The following is an 18,072-nucleotide window of genomic DNA, read 5'->3' on the forward strand; positions in this document are numbered from 1 at the left end:
AATGTCTGCAGAACAGTTGACCGTCGCCGTCATCGGAGCCGGAGGCAAGATGGGGATGCGCGTTTCCCGCAACCTCCAGAAGTCCAGCCACACCGTGTTCTACTCCGAGAACTCACCCGCCGGCCAGGAGCGCGTCCGCGCCGAAGGCCGTGAAATCACCGCCACCGACGACGCTGTCAAGGGCGCCGACGTCGTGATCCTCGCCGTTCCGGACACCGTCCTGGGCGTCGTGTCCGAGGGCGTCGTCCCGCAGATGAAGTCCGGCGCCATCCTGCTCACCCTGGACCCGGCCGCCGCCTACGCCGGCCTGCTCGCCCAGCGCGAGGACGTCGTCCAGGCCGTGGCCCACCCCTGCCACCCGTCCGTGTTCCTGGAGCGCACCACCAAGGAAGAATGGGCCGACACCTTCGGCGGCGCCGGCGCCCCGCAGAACGTCGTCGCCGCGATCGACGAGGACGCCACGGAGGCCACGAAGGCTGCCGCCGAGGCCACCATCCGCACCATCTACGCCCCCGTCATCGACGTCCACTGGGTCACCGTGAAGCAGCTGGCCATCCTCGAGCCCACCCTCGTGGAGACCGTGGCCTGCATGATCGGCACCCTGCTCAACGAAGCACTGCACGAGACCGTCCACACCGCCGGCGTGCCCGAGGAAGCTGCCAAGGCCATGCTGTTCGGCCACGTGCAGATCGCCCTCACCAACGCGCTGCGCGGCTCCAACCCGTTCTCCGAGGCCTGCGAAATCGCCATCCAGTACGGCAAGGACACCATCATCAAGGACGACTGGAAGAAGATCTTCGACGACTCCGAACTCGACAGCGTCATCGCCAAGATGCTCAAGCTCGACGCCGTCAAGCGCTAAACACCGCCTGCCGGTACCGGCCAAACAGCAGTGGACCCATCCCCCGGGGATGGGTCCACTGCTGCGTTAACCAAAAGTTTTCCTGGGCACTCCGTACCGGTTGGTGCCGGAGGACCCGTGTGACTTGAATGGCAGTCCATTTTCCTCCCTATGCAGAAAGCCCTGGCGCCACGGCAAACCCTCCCTGTCGGGGCGGCGCGGCATTTATGCAAACGAATGGATTAGTCGCCTACTTTTCGCTTTATGTCCCGCCTGACCTCGTGTTTCTTCTCACGGGCGGTACCCTTGCGGCCCGCACTCCGCCGTTAATAGCGTGGATCAGGACCCTTCGAACGAGCTAAGGACTGATATGCCCTCGCGAGCCGCCACGGATCCAGATTCCATCCACCCCGGCAGGAGCCGGATACCGGTCCTGGGCCGCCTGACAGCGGGCCTCCGGTGGGACCTGCCGGCCTCCCTCGTGGTGTTCCTCGTGGCCGTTCCGCTGTCACTCGGCATCGCGGCTGCGTCGGGCGCGCCGGTCATGGCCGGGCTGATCGCGGCCGCGGTCGGCGGCATCGTGGCAGGCAGCCTGGGCGGTGCACCGCTGCAGGTCAGCGGGCCGGCCGCCGGACTGACGGTCATCGTCGCCGGCCTCATTGAGCAGTTCGGCTGGCCCGTCACCTGCGCCATCACCGTGGCTGCCGGTGTCCTCCAGGTACTGCTTGGAATGGCCAAGGTGGGGCGGGTTGCCCTCGCCATCGCTCCGGTGGTGGTGCATGCGATGCTTGCCGGGATCGGCATCATCATCGTCCTGCAGCAGCTGCACGTCATGCTCGGCGCCGAAGCAGGCGAGGCCGCACTGCACAACATCCTGGCGCTGCCGGACACGCTCGCCGTCCTGGATCCGCAGGCCGCGTTCCTCGGGGCGGTGGTGATCGCCCTGCTCGTCGGGTGGAAGTACATGCCCGCCGCCGTCCGCCGGGTTCCCGGGCCGCTGGTCGCCGTGGTTGCCGCGACACTGCTGTCGCTGCCGTTCAATTCCGACGTCGACCGGATCACCTTTGATGGTTCGCTGCTGGACGCACTCTCCCTTCCGCACCTGCCGCAGGGGGAGTGGACCGCCATCGCGGTGGGCGTGGTCACCATCGCCCTGGTGGCGAGCGTGGAGTCGCTGCTGTCCGCGGTCGCCGTGGACAAGATGCACCACGGGGACCGGACGGACTTCAACCGTGAGCTTTTCGGCCAGGGCGCCGCCAACGTGACCTCAGGCATGCTGGGCGGCCTTCCCGTCACCGGCGTGATCGTGCGCAGTGCCACCAACGTCGAGGCCGGAGCCCGGACCCGCAAGTCCGCCATCCTCCACGGCATCTGGGTCCTCGTCTTTTCCCTGCTGCTGGCGGGAGTCATCCAGCTGGTGCCCGACGCCGTGCTTGCCGGGCTGCTTATCATGATCGGCATCCGGCTCGTGAAGGTTGCCGACTTCCAGACGGCACGGGTCACGGGTGACCTGGCCGTCTACGCCGCCACGCTGCTCACGGTGGTGTTCGTGAACCTTCTGGCCGGGGTGCTGATCGGGCTGGCGTTGGCCGTGCTGCTGGTCCTGTGGCGCGTGGTCCGCGCCAGCATCCACGCGGAGCCCCTCGGCGGAGCAGCCGAAGGCCGCTGGCGGGTGGTCATCGACGGTTCCTGCACGTTCCTTTCGCTTCCGCGCCTGAGCAGGGTGCTGGCTGCGGTGCCGCCGGCCGCCCATGTCACGGTGGAGCCCGACGTCGACTACCTCGACCACCCCGTCCACGACACCCTGGAGGCGTGGCGCGTGCGGCACGTGAACAACGGAGGCAGCGTCGACATCGAGGAAACCGGCACTGCCACGCTCCACGCGGCCTTGGCGGGAACTCCTGCGCGTGGCTCGTCGCGGTCGGCGCTGCGCGGCGGGTTCGCGCCGTGGCGGAGCTGGCAGCGGGATGGCTTGCCGCTCGGTACAGAGGCAGCCGGGGCGGACGTAGCGGAGGGCGTCCCGGCGCCCGTGCGGTCGGTGCTCAGCGGCGTGGACAGCTACCACCGCCGGCATGCCCACCTGCTCCGCCCGCACGTCCAGGAGCTGTCCACGTTCCAGGACCCGGACACCCTTTTCCTCACCTGCGCAGACTCCCGTCTGGTGCCCAACCTGATCACCAGCAGCGGCCCCGGGGATCTCTTCACGGTCCGGAACGTGGGCAACGTGGTGGGAAGTGACCGGCTTGAACCGTCGGTGGAAGCATCCCTGAAATTCGCCGTCAATGAGCTCTCGGTCAAAAACGTGGTTATCTGCGGCCATTCCGGCTGCGGCGCCATGACGGCCCTGCTCGCCGGACCCGCCCCAGACCAGAAACCGGGGGACCGCAGCCCGGAAGGGCAGGAGGAACGTTGCCCCGTGGAGTCCTGGCTGGACCACGGCCGGCCAAGCCTGCAGTCGTTCCTCACAGGCCACCCCGTCCAGGTGGCAGCGGAGCAGGCCGGATTCGGCGCGGTGGACCAGCTGGCCATGGTCAACGTGGCTGTGCAGCTGGAACGGCTGCAGCAGCACGGCACTCTGCAGGACGCCGTCCGGAGGGGTGACCTCCACGTGACGGGCCTGTTTTATGACATCGCCACGGCAAGGGTCCTGCAGGTCACGCCCACCGGCATCAGCCACCTTGATCCTTTGCCGCACGCCGGGGAGCTGGCGCCCGCCTGACCGCTGGTTCCTGCCGGGAAACCACCGGCGGCATTGGCAGTGCATACACTGCCAATGCCGCCGGTTTTTTCAACTTGTGGGTGCCGGAATCCTCTAGCGGACGCCGGCCTTGTCAGCTGCGTCCTCCGCGGCAACGGAATCCATCCGCTCCGCCGCTTCGAGGCGGCCCCGTACCCGCTTCACCGTTTCCGGTGCCAGGATGGCCGAGACAACGGTGATCACGCCGATGACGCTGAAGTACAGGATTACCCAGCCGGGTTCGCCGTTGCCTGCGTTGAGCAGGGCCACGGCCACCAGCGGGGCGATGCCGCCGGCCAGGACCGAGCCGAACTGGTAGCCCATGGAAGCGCCGCTGTAGCGCAGCTTGGTGGAGAAGAGCTCAGCGAAGAAGGCTGCCTGCGGGCCGTACATCGAGTTGTGGAAGACCGCGAGGCCGATGATGATGGCCAGGGTTGCCAGCAGGGCGCTTCCGGTGTCCGTCATGACGAAGTACAGCGGGAAGAACAGCAGCCCGCCGATCGAGCCGAACAGGTACAGCGGCTTCCGGCCGATCCGGTCGGACAGGGCGGCCCAGAGCGGCACGGCGATCACGCCGATGGCGGAAGCGATCAGAACCGACATGGAGCCCTGGTTGGCACGTTCCGGGCCGAAGGTCCGCATGATGTAGACGACGGAGAAGGTGGTGTACAGGTAGAAGGCGGAGTTTTCGGCCAGGCGCATGCCGACCACCAGCCAAACGCCCTTGGTCTCCTTCTTCAGCGCCTCGCCCAGCGGGTTGTGGGCGGTCTGCTTCTTCGCAATCAGGTCCTTGAAATCCTCGGAGTCCTCGAGCTTCGCCCGCACCACCAGGCCCACAACGATCAGAAGCACGCTCAGCAGGAACGGAATACGCCAGGCCCAGGCGTCGAAGACGTCAGCCGGAACGCTGCCCTTGACGGCGAGGACTGAAGCGTTGGCGAGCAGCATGCCCGCCGGGACGCCCATCTGGGTGAAGCTGCCGAAGAATCCGCGGCGGCCTTCCGGAGCGTGTTCAGTGGAGATGATTGCTGCGCCTGCCCATTCGGCACCGGCGCCGAAGCCCTGCATCAGACGCAGGACGGTCAGCAGGATGGGGGCCCAGACACCGATCTGTGCGTAGGCGGGGAGCAGGCCCATGGCCAGGGTCGCGAAGCCCATCAGCAGCAGCGAGAGCACCAGCATCGGCTTGCGGCCGATCTTGTCCCCGTAATGTCCGGCGAACATGCCGCCGAAAGGCCGTGCCACGAACCCGACCGCGTAGGTGAGGAACGCGAGCAGAAGCCCGGTGGCGGGGTCCTGTTCGGGGAAGTAAAGCCGGCTGAAGACGCCGGTGGCTGCCAGGAGGCCGAAGATGTAGTAGTCGTACCACTCGATGGTGGTGCCGGCGAAGCTGGCAATTGACACGCGCCAAGGCACACGGTTTGCGTTGCCTGTCTTGGATGCAGAGAGCGTCATGGATCTATCTTTCGAAGGTAAAGGGGAATGGAGGGGCCGCGGGTGACCGGGTCACCAGTCGACGGCGATGTACTTGGTTTCGGTGAAGTCCAGCAGGCCCTGGTGGGCTCCTTCGCGTCCCAGGCCGCTTTGCTTGACTCCGCCGAAGGGCGCAGCCGGGTCCGAAACGAGTCCCCGGTTCAGGGCCACCATGCCGCTTTCGATGCGCTCGGACACCCGCAGCCCCCGGCGCAGGTCTTCGGTGAACACGTAGGCAGCCAGGCCGTATTCGGAGTCATTGGCGGCCGCGATGACTTCGTCTTCGGTATCAAAGCCGATGACCGACGCCACAGGTCCGAAAATTTCCTCGCTCACCATGCGTGCATGCAGCGGCACATTCGTCACCACAGTGGGCGGGTAGTAGTAGCCGTTCCCTTCGGGCAACTGCCCGCCGGTGAGGAGGCGCGCACCCTGGTCGAGAGCATCGCGCACCAGGGCGTCAACCTTCAGGACACTGGCCTCGTCCACCAGGGGCCCCACCTCGGTGGAGGGGTCTGTGCCCGGTCCGACTGCCAGGGCTGCCATGCGGCTCGCGAGGCGGCTCGCGAACTCCGCCTGGATTCCGCGCTGGACGTAGATCCTGTTGGCTGCCGTGCAGGCCTGGCCGCCGTTGCGCATCTTGGCGATCATGACGCCGTCGATCGCCTTGTCCAGGTCAGCGTCCTCGAACACCAGGAAAGGTGCGTTGCCGCCCAGTTCCATGGAGCATTTGAGCACGTTGTCGGCCGCCTGGCGCAGCAGGTGCCGTCCGACGCCGGTGGAACCGGTGAACGAGAGCTTTCGGACGCGGGGGTCTGCCAGGATCGGTGTCATGACGTCGCCCGTCCTGGCGGTGGTGATCACGTTGACGACGCCGGCCGGGACCCCGGCGTCGACCATCAGTTGGGCGATGGCCAGCGAGGTCAGGGGCGTCAGGGTGGCCGGCTTGAGCACGGCAGTGCAGCCGGCGGCAAGCGCCGGTGCCAGCTTGCGGGTAGCCATGGCGGCGGGGAAGTTCCACGGAGTGATCAGCACGCACACGCCGATCGGCTGGTGCTGCACCAGGATGCGGTTCGCCCCGGACGGCGAGATGGAAACATCTCCGATGATCCGGACTGCCTCCTCGGCGTACCAGCGGAAGAACTCGGCGGCGTATGCCACCTCCCCGCGGGCGTCAGGCAGCGCCTTGCCGTTTTCCAGGGAGATGAGGTGCGCCAGCTGCTCGCTGCGCTCGGTCATCAGCTCGAAGCAGCGGCTGAGGATTTCGGCGCGGCGCCGGGGCGGTGTGGCAGCCCAATCCGGGAAGGCGGCTGCGGCAGCATCGACGGCGGCCAGGCCGTCCTCGACGTCGGCATCCGCGATGGCGGTGATGACGGTCCCGTCGGAAGGATTGGCGACGTCGACGGTGCGGCTGCCGGCGGCGTTACGCCAGCTGCCGTCGATGAGCAGCTGGCGGGGGACCGCCAGCTCGTCGATGTCGAGGGGTTCGTGGGCGGAGAGAAGTGTCATGGGGATCCTCAGGTATTGATCAGGCAGTGGCAGTGTTTCTGCGAAGAGTTTCAGGCGATGGTGCGGTCGCCGGCGTACGCGGCCTGCACGATGGCGGTAACGGACTCGAGGTCGAGCGGCACCGGGTTGTTGTCAATGAGCCGCTTGGAGTTCAGCGACAGCCTGGCAATCTGGCCAAGGTCGCCCTCCTGTACCCCGAGGTCCTGAAGCGTGGCAGGCAGTTCGATGGTGGCGATGATTTCGTCGATGGCCTCAACGCCGGCGATGGCCGCGCTTCGGGTGTCCATGCCCTTGATGTCGCGTCCAAGCGCATCGGCAACCTGTGCCAGCTGCGGTTCGATCGCGCGGAAGTTGTGGCGCACGACATAAGGGAGCAGCAGGCCGACGCCCACGCCGTGCGGCGTGTGGGTCAGCGCCCCGACGGGGTACTGGATCGCGTGTGCCGCTGCCGTTCCGGCGTTGCTGAGCACTATGCCGCCGTAGAGTGCGGCCAGCATCATGTCTGCACGGGCATCGGTGTTGTCCGGGTCCTTGTACGCGGTGGCCAGGCTCCGGCCCAGGAGCCGGATCCCGTCCAGCGCGAGGGAGTCTGTCAGGACATTCTTGCCTACGAACACGCGCTCGTTCGCGAGCGTGCGGGTTGGTTCCCGGGTTACCGCGGTAAACGACTCGACCAGGTGGACGAAGGTGTCGGCGCCGGTGGCCGCGGTCAGTGACGGCGGGCAGGTGTAGGTCAGTTCAGGGTCGCAGACCGCGGCGAAGGGGATGATGTGGGGGCTGGAGATGCCCATCTTCATGCCGAGGGCGGGGTCGGAAACCACGGCGATCGCCGTCGCTTCCGAGCCGGTGCCGGCCGTGGTGGGCAGGGCGATGACGGGCTTGACGGGGCCGGGAACGGCGAACTCGCCGTAGTAGTCGCTGGGCTGGCCGCCATGGGTCAGCAGCACCGAGACCACTTTGGCCATGTCCATGCAGCTGCCGCCGCCGAAGCCGATGACGACGTCGACCTTGTGTCCCTTGAGCTCGTCGACGCAGGCCATGATGCCGGGCGTGGGCAGTTCGGCCTCGGTTTCTCCATAGACGCGGACGGACAGCCGCCGGCTTTCAAGACTTGTGACCAGGGCCCGCAGTTCGTCGGAGGCGGCCAGGCGGGGGTCAGTGCAGATGAGGACGGTGTCGCCGAGATCGGCTGCGATATCGGCGATAGCAAATCGCTGCTGGGCACCGACGACGATGTTCCGCGGCAAGCGCAGGACGCCGAAGGTTGCGGGACGGATGCCCGCTGCATGCGCACACGACATTGTGAATGACTCCTAGGAAATGGGGATCTTGGCTACCGGAAAGGTGCCGCAGATCTCATGGTTCCAGAGCCGTGTGGTGTTCCCTATGGAAGTTCCTGCCATATTTGGGGGCTGAACATGTGGGAACACACCACACCCCTGCGGGCGGTGGAGGTCAGGACCCGTTGCTGTTGAGGCCGGCGGATTTCAGCCGCCACAGCCGGAGGGCCACGTGCACGTCCAGCGATCGTCCGCCCCGGCGCCAGCCAGTGCCAAGGACGGTGTCGATGCGCTCCAGCCGCTGACGGAGCGTGTTGGGATGGATGTGGAGTGCCTCGGCCGCAGCCGTAGCGGACGCGTCGTTCTCCAGAAACGTCCATGCCGTCAGGACCAGCTGGGTTCCGCGGCGGCTGTCGTAGTCCAGCAGGGGTCCGAGCTGGGCAGTCAGCAGTTGGGTAGCAAAGGGGCTGTCCATGGCGCCCAGCAGCATCCCGGCGGTGCCGAGGGCAGCCCGGTCGGCGGCCTCGCCGTCGCGGGACAGTGCCCGCAGCGCGCGCAGCACGGCGTCGGCTTCGGCATGCGCGCCCGGCAGCCGGGAGAACCCGGCCACCGCCTCTGATGACCCAACGCTTGCCTCGATGCGATGCTGCCTCAGGGTATCGACGAGCGATTGCCCGTTGTCCTCGCCACGGTCCCGACGGTGACTACCGCCACGGCGCACAGGCGGTTCAATGACGCACAGATGCGATTCGTGGAGGGCAGTGATACCAGGCCTGTCCTGGGCTTGCTGCTTCAACACGGCGAGTGCCCTTTGTCGCTGGTCCTCCCGGACATCCACCACACGGACCACGAGCGGGATGTTGTCCGCCAGGCCGAATCTTCCGGCCCGCCGCTTCAATGCTTCCGTGTCCCCGGAGCGCGGATTAAGGAGTTCATCGATGAGCTCCAGCTGCAGCCGGTACTGCGCGTCCTGAAAGGTTCGTTCAAAGAGCAGCGCCGCGCTGAGGACCAGGGCGCTTCGCTCCAGCACGGCAAGCCGGTCCTGACTGAGATGCCCGGCTACGACCAATGACGCAAGGTGCTGGTCGCCTGCAACCGCGGACATCACTGTGTACTGGCGGCCTTTGACTGTGAAAGGCACGGGCAGTGACCGCTTGGCAGAGAGCTCCGCCGCACTCAGCGCAGCTGGGTTTCCAAAATCCGGGTTTGTGCCCAGCCCTGCCACGGTTTCGCCCATGGGCGAAACCACGGACACTTCGCTCTCCATCGACTCGGCCAAAAGCAGCATGAGGTTGGGCAGGCTGTTGGCGGACGCCAGGGTTTCCATCAGCCTCTGGTCGAGGGAGGAAAGCTCTTCCAGCGCCTTCACATGGGCAAGGTTCTGCTGCTGCGCCTGGTCCAGCCGCGCCAGGGCGTTGGCCATTTCGGTGAAGTGACGCGCGTTCTCCAGCGCCACCGCGGCGTGGGTGCCAATGGATTCCATCAGGGTGATGTCGTCGCTGCTGAAGCTGTGCGCATACCGGTCCGCGACGAGCAGCGCGCCGATGACTTTGCCCTCGGCCCGCAAGGGGACGCCCATGATGGCCTTGACGCCCTCTGCCGCGACCGCCGCATCACTCGACTCGAGGTGGGATTTCGTCTGGTCGGTCAGGTAGTCCGCGGATTGTGAGGGGGCTTCACCGGTGGCCACGGCACCGAGGACTCCTTCGCCCAGGGGCATCCGGATGTTCCGGAAGAGGGCCGTGGCAGCACCGTCCGTCACCCGAATGTACGACTCGCCGGAGCCGTAGTCGTTGAGGCTCAGATAGGCAATGTCGCTGCCGATGAGCGAGCGTGTTCTGCGGACGATGGCCTTCAGTACCGCCTCAACGTCCCGGATGCCGGTGAGGTCGGTGGCGGTGTCGTAGAGGACGCGGAGCAGGCCCTCCCGCCGGCTGGCCTCGCGGAGCCGGGCATTGAGGCTGCGGGCAGCTGCTGCCATCCCCTGATCGATGGCGTTCTCCGCCTGCATCGCTGCCAGCTGTGTTTCCAAGGCTTCGGCAGAGATGCCATCCCCGAGAAGGGCGAGAAGCCGCCCCAGGGCCATCCCCTCCGGGGAAGGAACGACGCCGGCGCGGACGGGCTGACGGTCTTGGGCACCCATAGGGCCAATGCTAATGTCTGCCGCCGGCTGCGCTGCCGGGTTGCCGCGCCCTGCCCAGGTTTAGGGGAGAAAAAGCAGTGTTCCCGGCAAAAGCCTGCCCGGGAACACTGCTCAAATCGGTGGAGTAGGTTCACTTGCCGGCAGCGATCACGGCACCTACCTCGTTCTTTTCGCGGTTTCCCCAGGTTTCCCGGGTTGCGAGCGCCGCAATGAGGCCGATCGCCCCGCAGGCGATGTAGACGATGGATACCCCGCTCCAGCCCCAGGCCGCCGCGGTGGCAGCGGCGATCAGTGGGATGAAGCCGGAGATGGCCGCGGAGAACTGGTAGCCGATGGATGCGCCGGAGGTGCGGGTGTTGGCGTTGAACAGTTCGGAGAACCACGCGCCCTGGGCGCCGGCCAGCATGTCGTGGAGCACGGGCAGGCCGACGATGTACACGAGGACGATCAGGAACGGGACGGCTGTGTTGACCATGAGGAACATGGGGAAGCCGAACAGGATGATGCCGGCGCAGCCTGCAAGGTAGAGCTTGCGGCGTCCGATCCGGTCGGTGACCCGGCCCCAGAGGATGGTCATGGCAACGCCGAGTGCGGCTGCCAGCACCAGTCCGGTCAGGCCGACCTGCCGGTCAACGATCTTGTTGGTGGTGATGTAGGAGAGCAGGTAGGTGACGATGACGTAGAAGCCGCCGGATTCAGCCAGGCGCAGGCCGATGACGCGCAGGATGTTCCGCCAGTCGTCCTTGATGACGGTTAGCAGCGGGTTCTTGACGAGTTCCCCGCGGGCCTTCGTCTCCTCAAATTCAGGGGATTCGCTGACCTTCATGCGGATGATGATGCCGGCGATGATCAGGAGGGAGCTGGCCAGGAACGGCACGCGCCAGGACCACTCGTTGTTCCAGCCCGTGGTGCCGAGGAAGACGAGGTTGGCCAGCAGCAGGCCGAGCGGAACCCCGGCCTGCGGGATGCCGGTGTACTGCCCGCGCTTGCGCCACGGGGCGTGCTCGAACGTCATCATAATGGCGCCGCCCCATTCGGCACCGAAGGCCAGGCCCTGGATGATGCGGATGGCCACGAGCAGGATCGGTGCCAGAACGCCGACCTGCTGGTACGTGGGCAGAATGCCGATCAGGAACGTTGCCGCGCCCATCACCAGCAGCGCGCCTACCAGGACCGGCTTCCGGCCGTACTTGTCGCCGAGGTAGCCGCCGATCAACCCGCCCAGGGGGCGCATGGCGAAGCCGACGGCAAGAGTGGCGAAGGCGAGGAGGGTGGCGGCGAGGGGATCCTGGCCCGGGAAGAAGGCACTGCCGAAGTACAGTGCGGCGGCCGTTCCATAGGCGAGGAAGTCGTAGTTTTCAATGGTCGTTCCAACGGCGCTGCCGACGGCGACCTTCATCTTGTCCGGTGATCCGTGCTCGGCCTGCTGGGCGTGCGTTTGCGTGAGGGTGCTCATCGCGTTCATATCTCCTTCGATATGGGACAGGATTTCCTGCCCCTGCGGTCGCCGCAGGCGCTGTCCCCGTGGACGCCGGCCCCGGCGTCACCAGGGCTGTTTCAGAGCCTTGGCGTTGTCAATGTTGTAAAAACTGCGGATGTGGTCGCCCACGGTCCGCCGTGCCTCATCGGCATCCCTCCGGCGGAGCGCCGCAAGGATCTCGCGGTGTTCGCTGCGGACCACCTTCGCTGTTTCCCGCCAGTTCTCCAGCCGGGCATAGGCCTCGATCATCTGGCGGTTGATGGCCGTTCGCAGGGAGCCCATCAGGTGTGCGGTGAGGGAGTTGCCGGTGGATTCCGCGATCCGCACGTGGAAGGCAGCATCCAGCCGGTTGAACTCGGGGGTGGAGATGTCCGGATTGTCCATCTGGTCCAGGATCTGTTCCAGTTCCACCAGATCCTCCTCGGTGGCCCGCTGGGCCGCCTCCTCGCAGCACCATGTTTCGAGGGCGATCCGCGTCTCCAGTACCTCGTTATGGTCAAACTGGCCGAGCGCAAGCTGAAGCTTGAGGAGGTTGATGAATCCGGACCCCGGCTCCTCAACCAGCACCGCCCCGCCGTCTGCTCCGCCGCCCGGGCGGATGTCGACGATGCCGAGTGCTTCCAGGACCCTGAGTGATTCCCGCAGCGACGGGCGGGAAACGTTCAGGAGGGCGGACAGGTCACGCTCGCTGGGGAGCTTGTCCCCGGCCTTGAGCCTGCCGTCCAGGATGCGTTCCTCGATCTGGGCCATTACCTGTTCGTAGGTACGGACCCGCTGTACCGGTTCCCAAGCTTCTGCTGTCATGCCGACCACCTCTTTGATTTGTCTGCCAGCGGCAGAGGGCCGCGACACCTTCATCGTAGTTGCTCGGCCTGACCGTCTTACCGTTGCAGCTGGAGGAGCTCGGCGCGCGCTTCGTCCTCAAGCTGGCGGCGGATCTGGACGGCCAGCAGGCTCTCATCGGCGTCGACGTCGTCCCACGAAACCGTGCGGTCCTTGGGGACGTCGCGCTTCAGCTTCATGCCGTGGGCCAGGCCCAGCGGCAGGGCATTGTGCTCCAGTGAGATGCGCGCCGGGGCCAGCTTGCCGAATGCGGTGTAGCCGCCTTCACCGTCGAGGACTTCGCCGGCCTTGAGGTCCTTCTTCGCGGTAGTCACGACGTCACCGCGAAAGCCGGTCGGGGCGCCGGTGGCTTCCCCGCGGAGAACGGCGGAGGCGATGCTAACACCAAGCTCCAGCCCGATCATGTGGTACGGGCGGTAGAGCGAGCCGTAACGTCCCGTGGAGTCGGTCTTAACCCCGTATTCCGCGAAGCACTGCACGGCGTAATCGGTTTTGGCCTCGAAGGTGACGTACACGCCCCAGCGGAGATCGCGGTCCACCTCGGTGCCATCGCGGTTCAGGCTAGAGGCGATCTCCACCGTACCGCGGCGGGTAAGGACGCCGCCGACGGACTGTTCGCGGTAGACGTGCGGAAGATCATCGACTCCGGCCGGCGGGAAGAATAGCCCCTCGTCCTGCGGCGTGAGCCCTGTGCCGTTGGCGACGGCCGCCATCTCGATGGCGGACTTGGTGCCGTCCAGGAACGAGTTGAACATTTTCGGGTTGAAGTCACCGCTGGCGAGCTGCTCGTCTGTGAAGCCGTAGTAGTTCCAGACTGTATCCGGCGTTGAGTAGTTGTATTCGGGCAGGTACTTGGTGCCCTTGCCGGCCGCCACCACGTCGAAGCCCACTGTGCGGCACCAGTCGACCATTTCGCAGATCAGGGCCGGCTGGTCGCCATAGGCCATGGAGTAGACGACACCGGCGGCCTCGGCGCGTCGCTGCAGAAGTGGGCCCACCATGCAGTCGGCTTCCACGTTGACCATGACGATGTGTTTGCCGTTGTCGATGCTCTGCACTGCATGGGCGGTGCCGACGATTGGGTTGCCGGTTACTTCGAGGATTACCTCGATCTGAGGCTGCTGGATCAAGTCTGCGGAGCTGTCGGTAACGAAGGTGCTGCCGTTCCGGAGCGCCTCGGCAAAGCTGGTGGCAGCGTAGCGTTCCGCCGGCCAGCCCGTTCGCTGCAAGGCTCCCTTGGCTTTAGGGACATCGATGCCCGCGACACCGACAACGTGGATTCCCTCTGAATTCAGGGCCTGGGTCAGAAACATCGAGGCGAACTTTCCCGCGCCGATGACGCCGACGCGGATAGGGCCTTGGAGGGCTGTTCGTTTCTGGAGGAGCGAGTGGAGGTTCATGGACTACTTCCTCGTAGCGGTTGGTGGTCGGGAATCATTACTGGTTAGTTGGTCTGACCATCTGATGTTGCAACCATGGCATGGGTGCGTGGAATGTGTCAAGCGTCACCTGCGTCCGGCCTGCGTACCGCAGCCCGGAGACGGGTAGCCGCTGCGGCAAAGACGGGTAGCCGACCCCCGTGACTTGGTTGCAGGGGCGCGCGTTGAATGGTCTGACACCCGCCGGGGTACAGACAGGGTAGCGGGGGACAGCGCAACGACGGAGGAAACGAACATGGAACGGTGCAGGCCATGAATTCCGGGCTGGCGGCGGCAGCGGGCTTCGCGGGAACCCTGCCGGGGTCCATCCTGCTCACGCTGGGGCAGGCCGTGGTGGTGGTGTGCGCCTGTTCGGACATGGTGCGCCTGCTGTACGTGCAACGCTCGCGCAGAAGATACCTGGCCAACACCGTCTTCCGCACACTGGCACCGCTGGCGATTCTGGCCACCGCCGTCAGGGCGCTGCTCGACGCTGCCTCCGGCGTCTGGCCGAACGTCACGGCCGGCATGTTTGTGCTGGTGGTCCTGATCTACCGGTGGCGGACCGACACCGACGAGGACAGTTGGTGGAAGGGCAAGGGCAAGGCGCTGGGGCGCTGGTTCAGCAAACGGATGGCCTTTGGGCTGCGGCCTGCCACGGCCACCGCGATGCAGGCCGCAGCAATGCGGGAGGGCCTCCCAGTCCGGTAATGGGCTCAGCCGCAGCCGCCTGCCGGCTACTCAGTCGTTGAAAAGCCCCGCCAGGTCCTCGGCTGTGAGTGTGCCGCTGGAGAGGGCATCGCCCTCCATCACATCGGCGAACAGCTGTGACTTCTTGGCCTTCAGGGCCATGACCTTTTCCTCGATGGTGTCCTTGGCCACCAGCCGGTACACCATGACGTTCCTGGCCTGGCCGATGCGGTGCGTGCGGTCCACGGCCTGGGCCTCCGACGCCGGGTTCCACCAGGGGTCGAGCAGGAACACGTAGTCCGCCTCGGTCAGGTTGAGGCCGAAGCCGCCGGCCTTGAGGCTGATCAGGAACACCGGGGCCGTGCCGTTCTTGAACTCATTGACGACGTCGGAACGGTTCCGGGTGCCGCCGTCGAGATAGCAGAACTCGATGTTCTCCTCGGTGAGGCGCTCGCGGACCTTGCCCAGGAAGCCGGTGAACTGGCTGAAAATGAGCGCACGGTGGCCCTCCGCCACAAGGTCCTCCAGCTGCTCGAACAGCACGTCCAGCTTGCTGGACCGCACGCCGGACAGCGACTCGTCCACGAGCGAGGCGTCCAGGCTGAGCTGGCGCAGCAGCGTGAGCGACTGGAAGATGGTGAACCGGTTCTTGTTCACGTCCTCGATCAGGCCCAGGATCTTCTGCCGCTCGCGCTGCAGGTGTGTCTGGTAGACCTTCTGGTGCCGCGGGTTGAGCACCACCTCCAGCACCTGTTCCTGCTTGGGCGGCAGGTCCTTGATGACCTGTTCCTTGGTGCGGCGCATCATGAGCGGACGGACCCGACGGCGGAGCTTGTCCAGTTGCGCCTTGTCGCCGTTTTTCTCCACCGGCCTCTGGTAGTACTCGGCGAACCGCGAAGGACTCGCGAACAGCCCCGGCGCGACGATGGAGGTCAGGGCCCAGAACTCCATGAGGTTGTTCTCCAGCGGCGTGCCGGTGATGGCCAGCTTGAATGCCGCCGGGAGCTTCCGGGCGCACTGGTAGGCCTTGGACTGGTGGTTCTTCACGAACTGGGCCTCGTCCAGCACCAGCCCGGCCCACTGACGCCCCGCGTAGGACTCGTAGTCGATCCGGAACAGTGCGTAGGACGTGATGACCACGTCGGCCCCGGCCAAGGCTTCGGCGGGGTCCGCGCCACTCTTGGCAAACGTCTCGCCCACGGCGCGGACAGTCAGGCCGGGCGCGAAGCGGGCGGCCTCCGCCTCCCAGTTGCCCACGACGCTGGTGGGCGCCACCACCAAAAAGGGCGTGCCGCCGTCGTTCTGTTTGGGATTCAGTGTTGTGGCGTCCGCCGTCTCGGTTTCCGCGGAGGACGCGGCGTGCTCCTTGGCCGCGCACATCAGGGCCAGCGCCTGGACCGTCTTTCCCAGGCCCATGTCGTCAGCGAGCACGCCGCCGAGGCTGTGGCGGTACAGGAAGCTCAGCCAGTTGTAGCCCTCCAGCTGGTACGGGCGCAGTTCGGCGTTGAGCGTCGCCGGCAGCGGCAGGCCCTGGACGCCGTCCTCCAGCAGTCCGCCCACGGCCGCGCGCCAGGCGGCCGCCTGCTCGTCCACGATTCCCAGCTGGGCAAGCTCATCCCACAGGCCGGCCTGGAACCGGCTGATCTGCAGCGGCGCGTCCTTGTTGTCCTGCAGACTGCGGGCCTCATCGATCAGTGCCCGCAGCTGATGCAGCTCCGGAAGGTCGAGGGAGAAGTAGGCGCCGCTGGGCAGCAGCATCCGCGTCTGCCCGGCGGCGAGGGCGGAGAAGAGGGCCGCGAAGGACACCGGCTGGCCCTCGAGCGTGATCACGATGCCAAGGTCGAACCAGTCGCGCTGGTCGGTGGCCTTCGTGGAGATCGCCACCACCGGCGCCTCCTCGGCCTCCCGGTAGTCCGCAATGTCGCCGGAGGTGTCCACGTCGACGCCGGGCGTAGCCTTCAGCTTGGGGAGGACCTCCTCCGTGAAGGCCAGCGTGTCCAGCCCGCTCAGCTCCGCCGTGGCCGCGAGGCGCGGCGTGCCCCAGCCGCCCGTGGCGGACTCGGCCAGCTTGGGCACCATATCCCAGGGCTGGCCCACGGCCTCCAGGATCCGGGCCTCGGCCGGATCGTCCCGGTAGCCGTGGTCGCCGGGGTGGCGCCAGAGTGGCTGGGCAGTGACGATGTTGCCCGACTTGTAGTGCCACTCCCAGTGCAGGCGCACCCGGTGGTCGGTGCCGTAGTTGGCCAGCAGCGACAGCGTCGGGACGGCGAGTTCGGGCAGCTCGACGGATTCGTCCGCCGCCGTCACGCGCGCGGTCTGCTTGAGCTTGGGGTAGAAGCCGGTGAGGAAGCGACCCTCGTCCCGTGCCGGGATGTGCAGCGTGCTGCCCGCGGTGACGAAGGCCAGCAGCTCCTCGCTCAGCCCGCTTTCCAGCGGGGCAAGCGTGATCACCTCGTCCGCGGCGACCCCCGGCAGCGAGTTCCCGCCTGAGGTGAGGAAGATGCCGTGTGCCGGGCGCCCGATGGTGCCCACCGACGCCGGGTCAACCTCGGCCCCGTCGACGGTAATCGTGGAAGCCAGCTCCAGGCCCCCTTCCTGGGCGTCACTGCCGTAGCGGCCCAGGTTCAGGCCCACCGCCGCCGGGTCCGCCGCTACCTTCACCGGCTCCTGGCCGCGGCTGTGCACCAGCGCGACGCCGATCTGCCGGGCCTCCTCCAGCAGGCTCCACAGATTCTTTCCCGCGAACGTGTTCAGCCCCAGCCAGGGGGCGGACGACGACGAATACGTCCGGTTTGCGCCGGCGGTGTGCGCGGCGAGGAAGGTTTGCATCCATTCCACGTGCGCCTGGTTGCACTCGCGCTTGAAGCCCAGGTAGCTCAGGGTGTTCCACGAGACGTCGCCACGGATCCACTTGCCTTTGGCGCCCATGATCACCGGGCGGGCCTTGAGCTGGCGGACGCTGCGGAGCGGGTCCCGGCGGCCTGTGTAGGAGAAGTGCGGGGCGGGTTCCTCCACCTCGAACTGCAGGGCAAGCGGCGTGCCGCCGCTTGGCTGGGCAGGGCCCGCCTGCGAGATGAGCGGGCTGAGTGCCTGCTCCCAGTCCGAGAGTGCCGGGACCGACTGTTCCCGCGACACCCTTGACACGTCGGCGGGGGACAGCAGCTGCACCCTGACGGCCGGGTTGTCCTCGGCGGCGAACAGCAGCGCGGCCACGTGTTTGCAGTCCTTGCGGACAGGGCAGCTGCAGACGCCCACCGTGCAGCTCCAGCCGCCGCCCTTCCGGACGAGTTTGGCGGTGGTGGAATACGGCACCTCGGCACCGCCCCGGACCTTGCCCAGCATCAGGCCGGTGCCGGCGTCGAACGAGATTCCCGAGACGCGGCCGCCCATGGCATAGGCAAGCCCGGCCGCGAGGGAGCGGTCGTTGATCGCGGGGGTTTGGATTGCCAGTGCCGCACTGTCGTCCGGTTGGGAAGGCATGGGGTGCGCGCTACTTTCGGCAGGTCGAGAATCTGCAGGTTATCTGATCCATCTTAGTCCGGCGGAGGGGGCTCTCAAATTTGCCGCCGCCCGCCGTCGGGCTCTCTTGTGGCGGTCCTGCCGGAGTCCTGATGGTGCCCCTAACAATGAGGCGCAAACTTCGCCTGACGTTCACTTC

Annotated in this window: 11 protein-coding genes; 3 read left to right on the forward strand and 8 right to left on the reverse strand. The window is 66.6% G+C overall.

Annotation, left to right across the window (positions count from 1 at the left end; translation table 11 throughout):
* The first annotated feature begins 1 nt into the window (after position 1).
* On the forward strand, positions 2 to 862 hold the full coding sequence (locus tag BWQ92_RS12040; protein ID WP_076799786.1) for a phosphogluconate dehydrogenase C-terminal domain-containing protein: 861 nt from the start codon (positions 2 to 4) through the stop codon (positions 860 to 862).
* A 349-nt stretch (positions 863 to 1,211) separates the two neighbouring features.
* Entirely contained in the window at positions 1,212 to 3,560 is a 2,349-nt protein-coding gene (locus BWQ92_RS12045; RefSeq protein ID WP_076799788.1) for a SulP family inorganic anion transporter, read from the forward strand.
* Between the two features lie 93 nt (positions 3,561 to 3,653).
* On the opposite strand, the gene BWQ92_RS12050 is transcribed toward BWQ92_RS12045, so the two are convergent.
* The 7 genes from BWQ92_RS12050 to BWQ92_RS12080 all read right to left on the reverse strand — a co-directional run bounded on the left by BWQ92_RS12050 (position 3,654) and on the right by BWQ92_RS12080 (position 13,706).
* Positions 3,654 to 5,033, reverse strand: coding sequence for an MFS transporter (locus BWQ92_RS12050; RefSeq protein WP_076799789.1), 1,380 nt, complete (start codon positions 5,031 to 5,033; stop codon positions 3,654 to 3,656).
* A gap of 51 nt (positions 5,034 to 5,084) precedes the next feature.
* Entirely contained in the window at positions 5,085 to 6,560 is a 1,476-nt protein-coding gene (locus BWQ92_RS12055) for an NAD-dependent succinate-semialdehyde dehydrogenase (protein WP_076799791.1), read from the reverse strand.
* A gap of 50 nt (positions 6,561 to 6,610) precedes the next feature.
* Positions 6,611 to 7,861: an iron-containing alcohol dehydrogenase gene (locus BWQ92_RS12060; protein ID WP_076799792.1), complete on the reverse strand. Its 1,251-nt coding sequence runs from the start codon at positions 7,859 to 7,861 to the stop codon at positions 6,611 to 6,613.
* Between the two features lie 154 nt (positions 7,862 to 8,015).
* Positions 8,016 to 9,983, reverse strand: a complete 1,968-nt coding sequence (locus BWQ92_RS12065; RefSeq protein WP_083706291.1) for a helix-turn-helix domain-containing protein — start codon at positions 9,981 to 9,983, stop codon at positions 8,016 to 8,018.
* 130 nt (positions 9,984 to 10,113) lie between these two features.
* Entirely contained in the window at positions 10,114 to 11,439 is a 1,326-nt protein-coding gene (locus tag BWQ92_RS12070) for an MFS transporter (RefSeq protein ID WP_076803682.1), read from the reverse strand.
* Between the two features lie 87 nt (positions 11,440 to 11,526).
* Positions 11,527 to 12,267: a FadR/GntR family transcriptional regulator gene (locus BWQ92_RS12075; RefSeq protein ID WP_076799796.1), complete on the reverse strand. Its 741-nt coding sequence runs from the start codon at positions 12,265 to 12,267 to the stop codon at positions 11,527 to 11,529.
* 77 nt (positions 12,268 to 12,344) lie between these two features.
* On the reverse strand, positions 12,345 to 13,706 hold the full coding sequence (locus BWQ92_RS12080) for an NAD(P)H-dependent oxidoreductase (protein ID WP_076799797.1): 1,362 nt from the start codon (positions 13,704 to 13,706) through the stop codon (positions 12,345 to 12,347).
* Between the two features lie 291 nt (positions 13,707 to 13,997).
* On the opposite strand from BWQ92_RS12080, the gene BWQ92_RS12085 reads away from it, so the two are divergent.
* Positions 13,998 to 14,435, forward strand: coding sequence for a hypothetical protein (locus tag BWQ92_RS12085; protein WP_087871940.1), 438 nt, complete (start codon positions 13,998 to 14,000; stop codon positions 14,433 to 14,435).
* A gap of 30 nt (positions 14,436 to 14,465) precedes the next feature.
* On the opposite strand, the gene BWQ92_RS12090 is transcribed toward BWQ92_RS12085, so the two are convergent.
* Positions 14,466 to 17,894, reverse strand: a complete 3,429-nt coding sequence (locus tag BWQ92_RS12090; protein WP_076799799.1) for a DEAD/DEAH box helicase — start codon at positions 17,892 to 17,894, stop codon at positions 14,466 to 14,468.
* Positions 17,895 to 18,072 lie beyond the last annotated feature (178 nt).

Source organism: Arthrobacter sp. QXT-31, assembly GCF_001969265.1.
GTDB lineage: Bacteria > Actinomycetota > Actinomycetes > Actinomycetales > Micrococcaceae > Arthrobacter.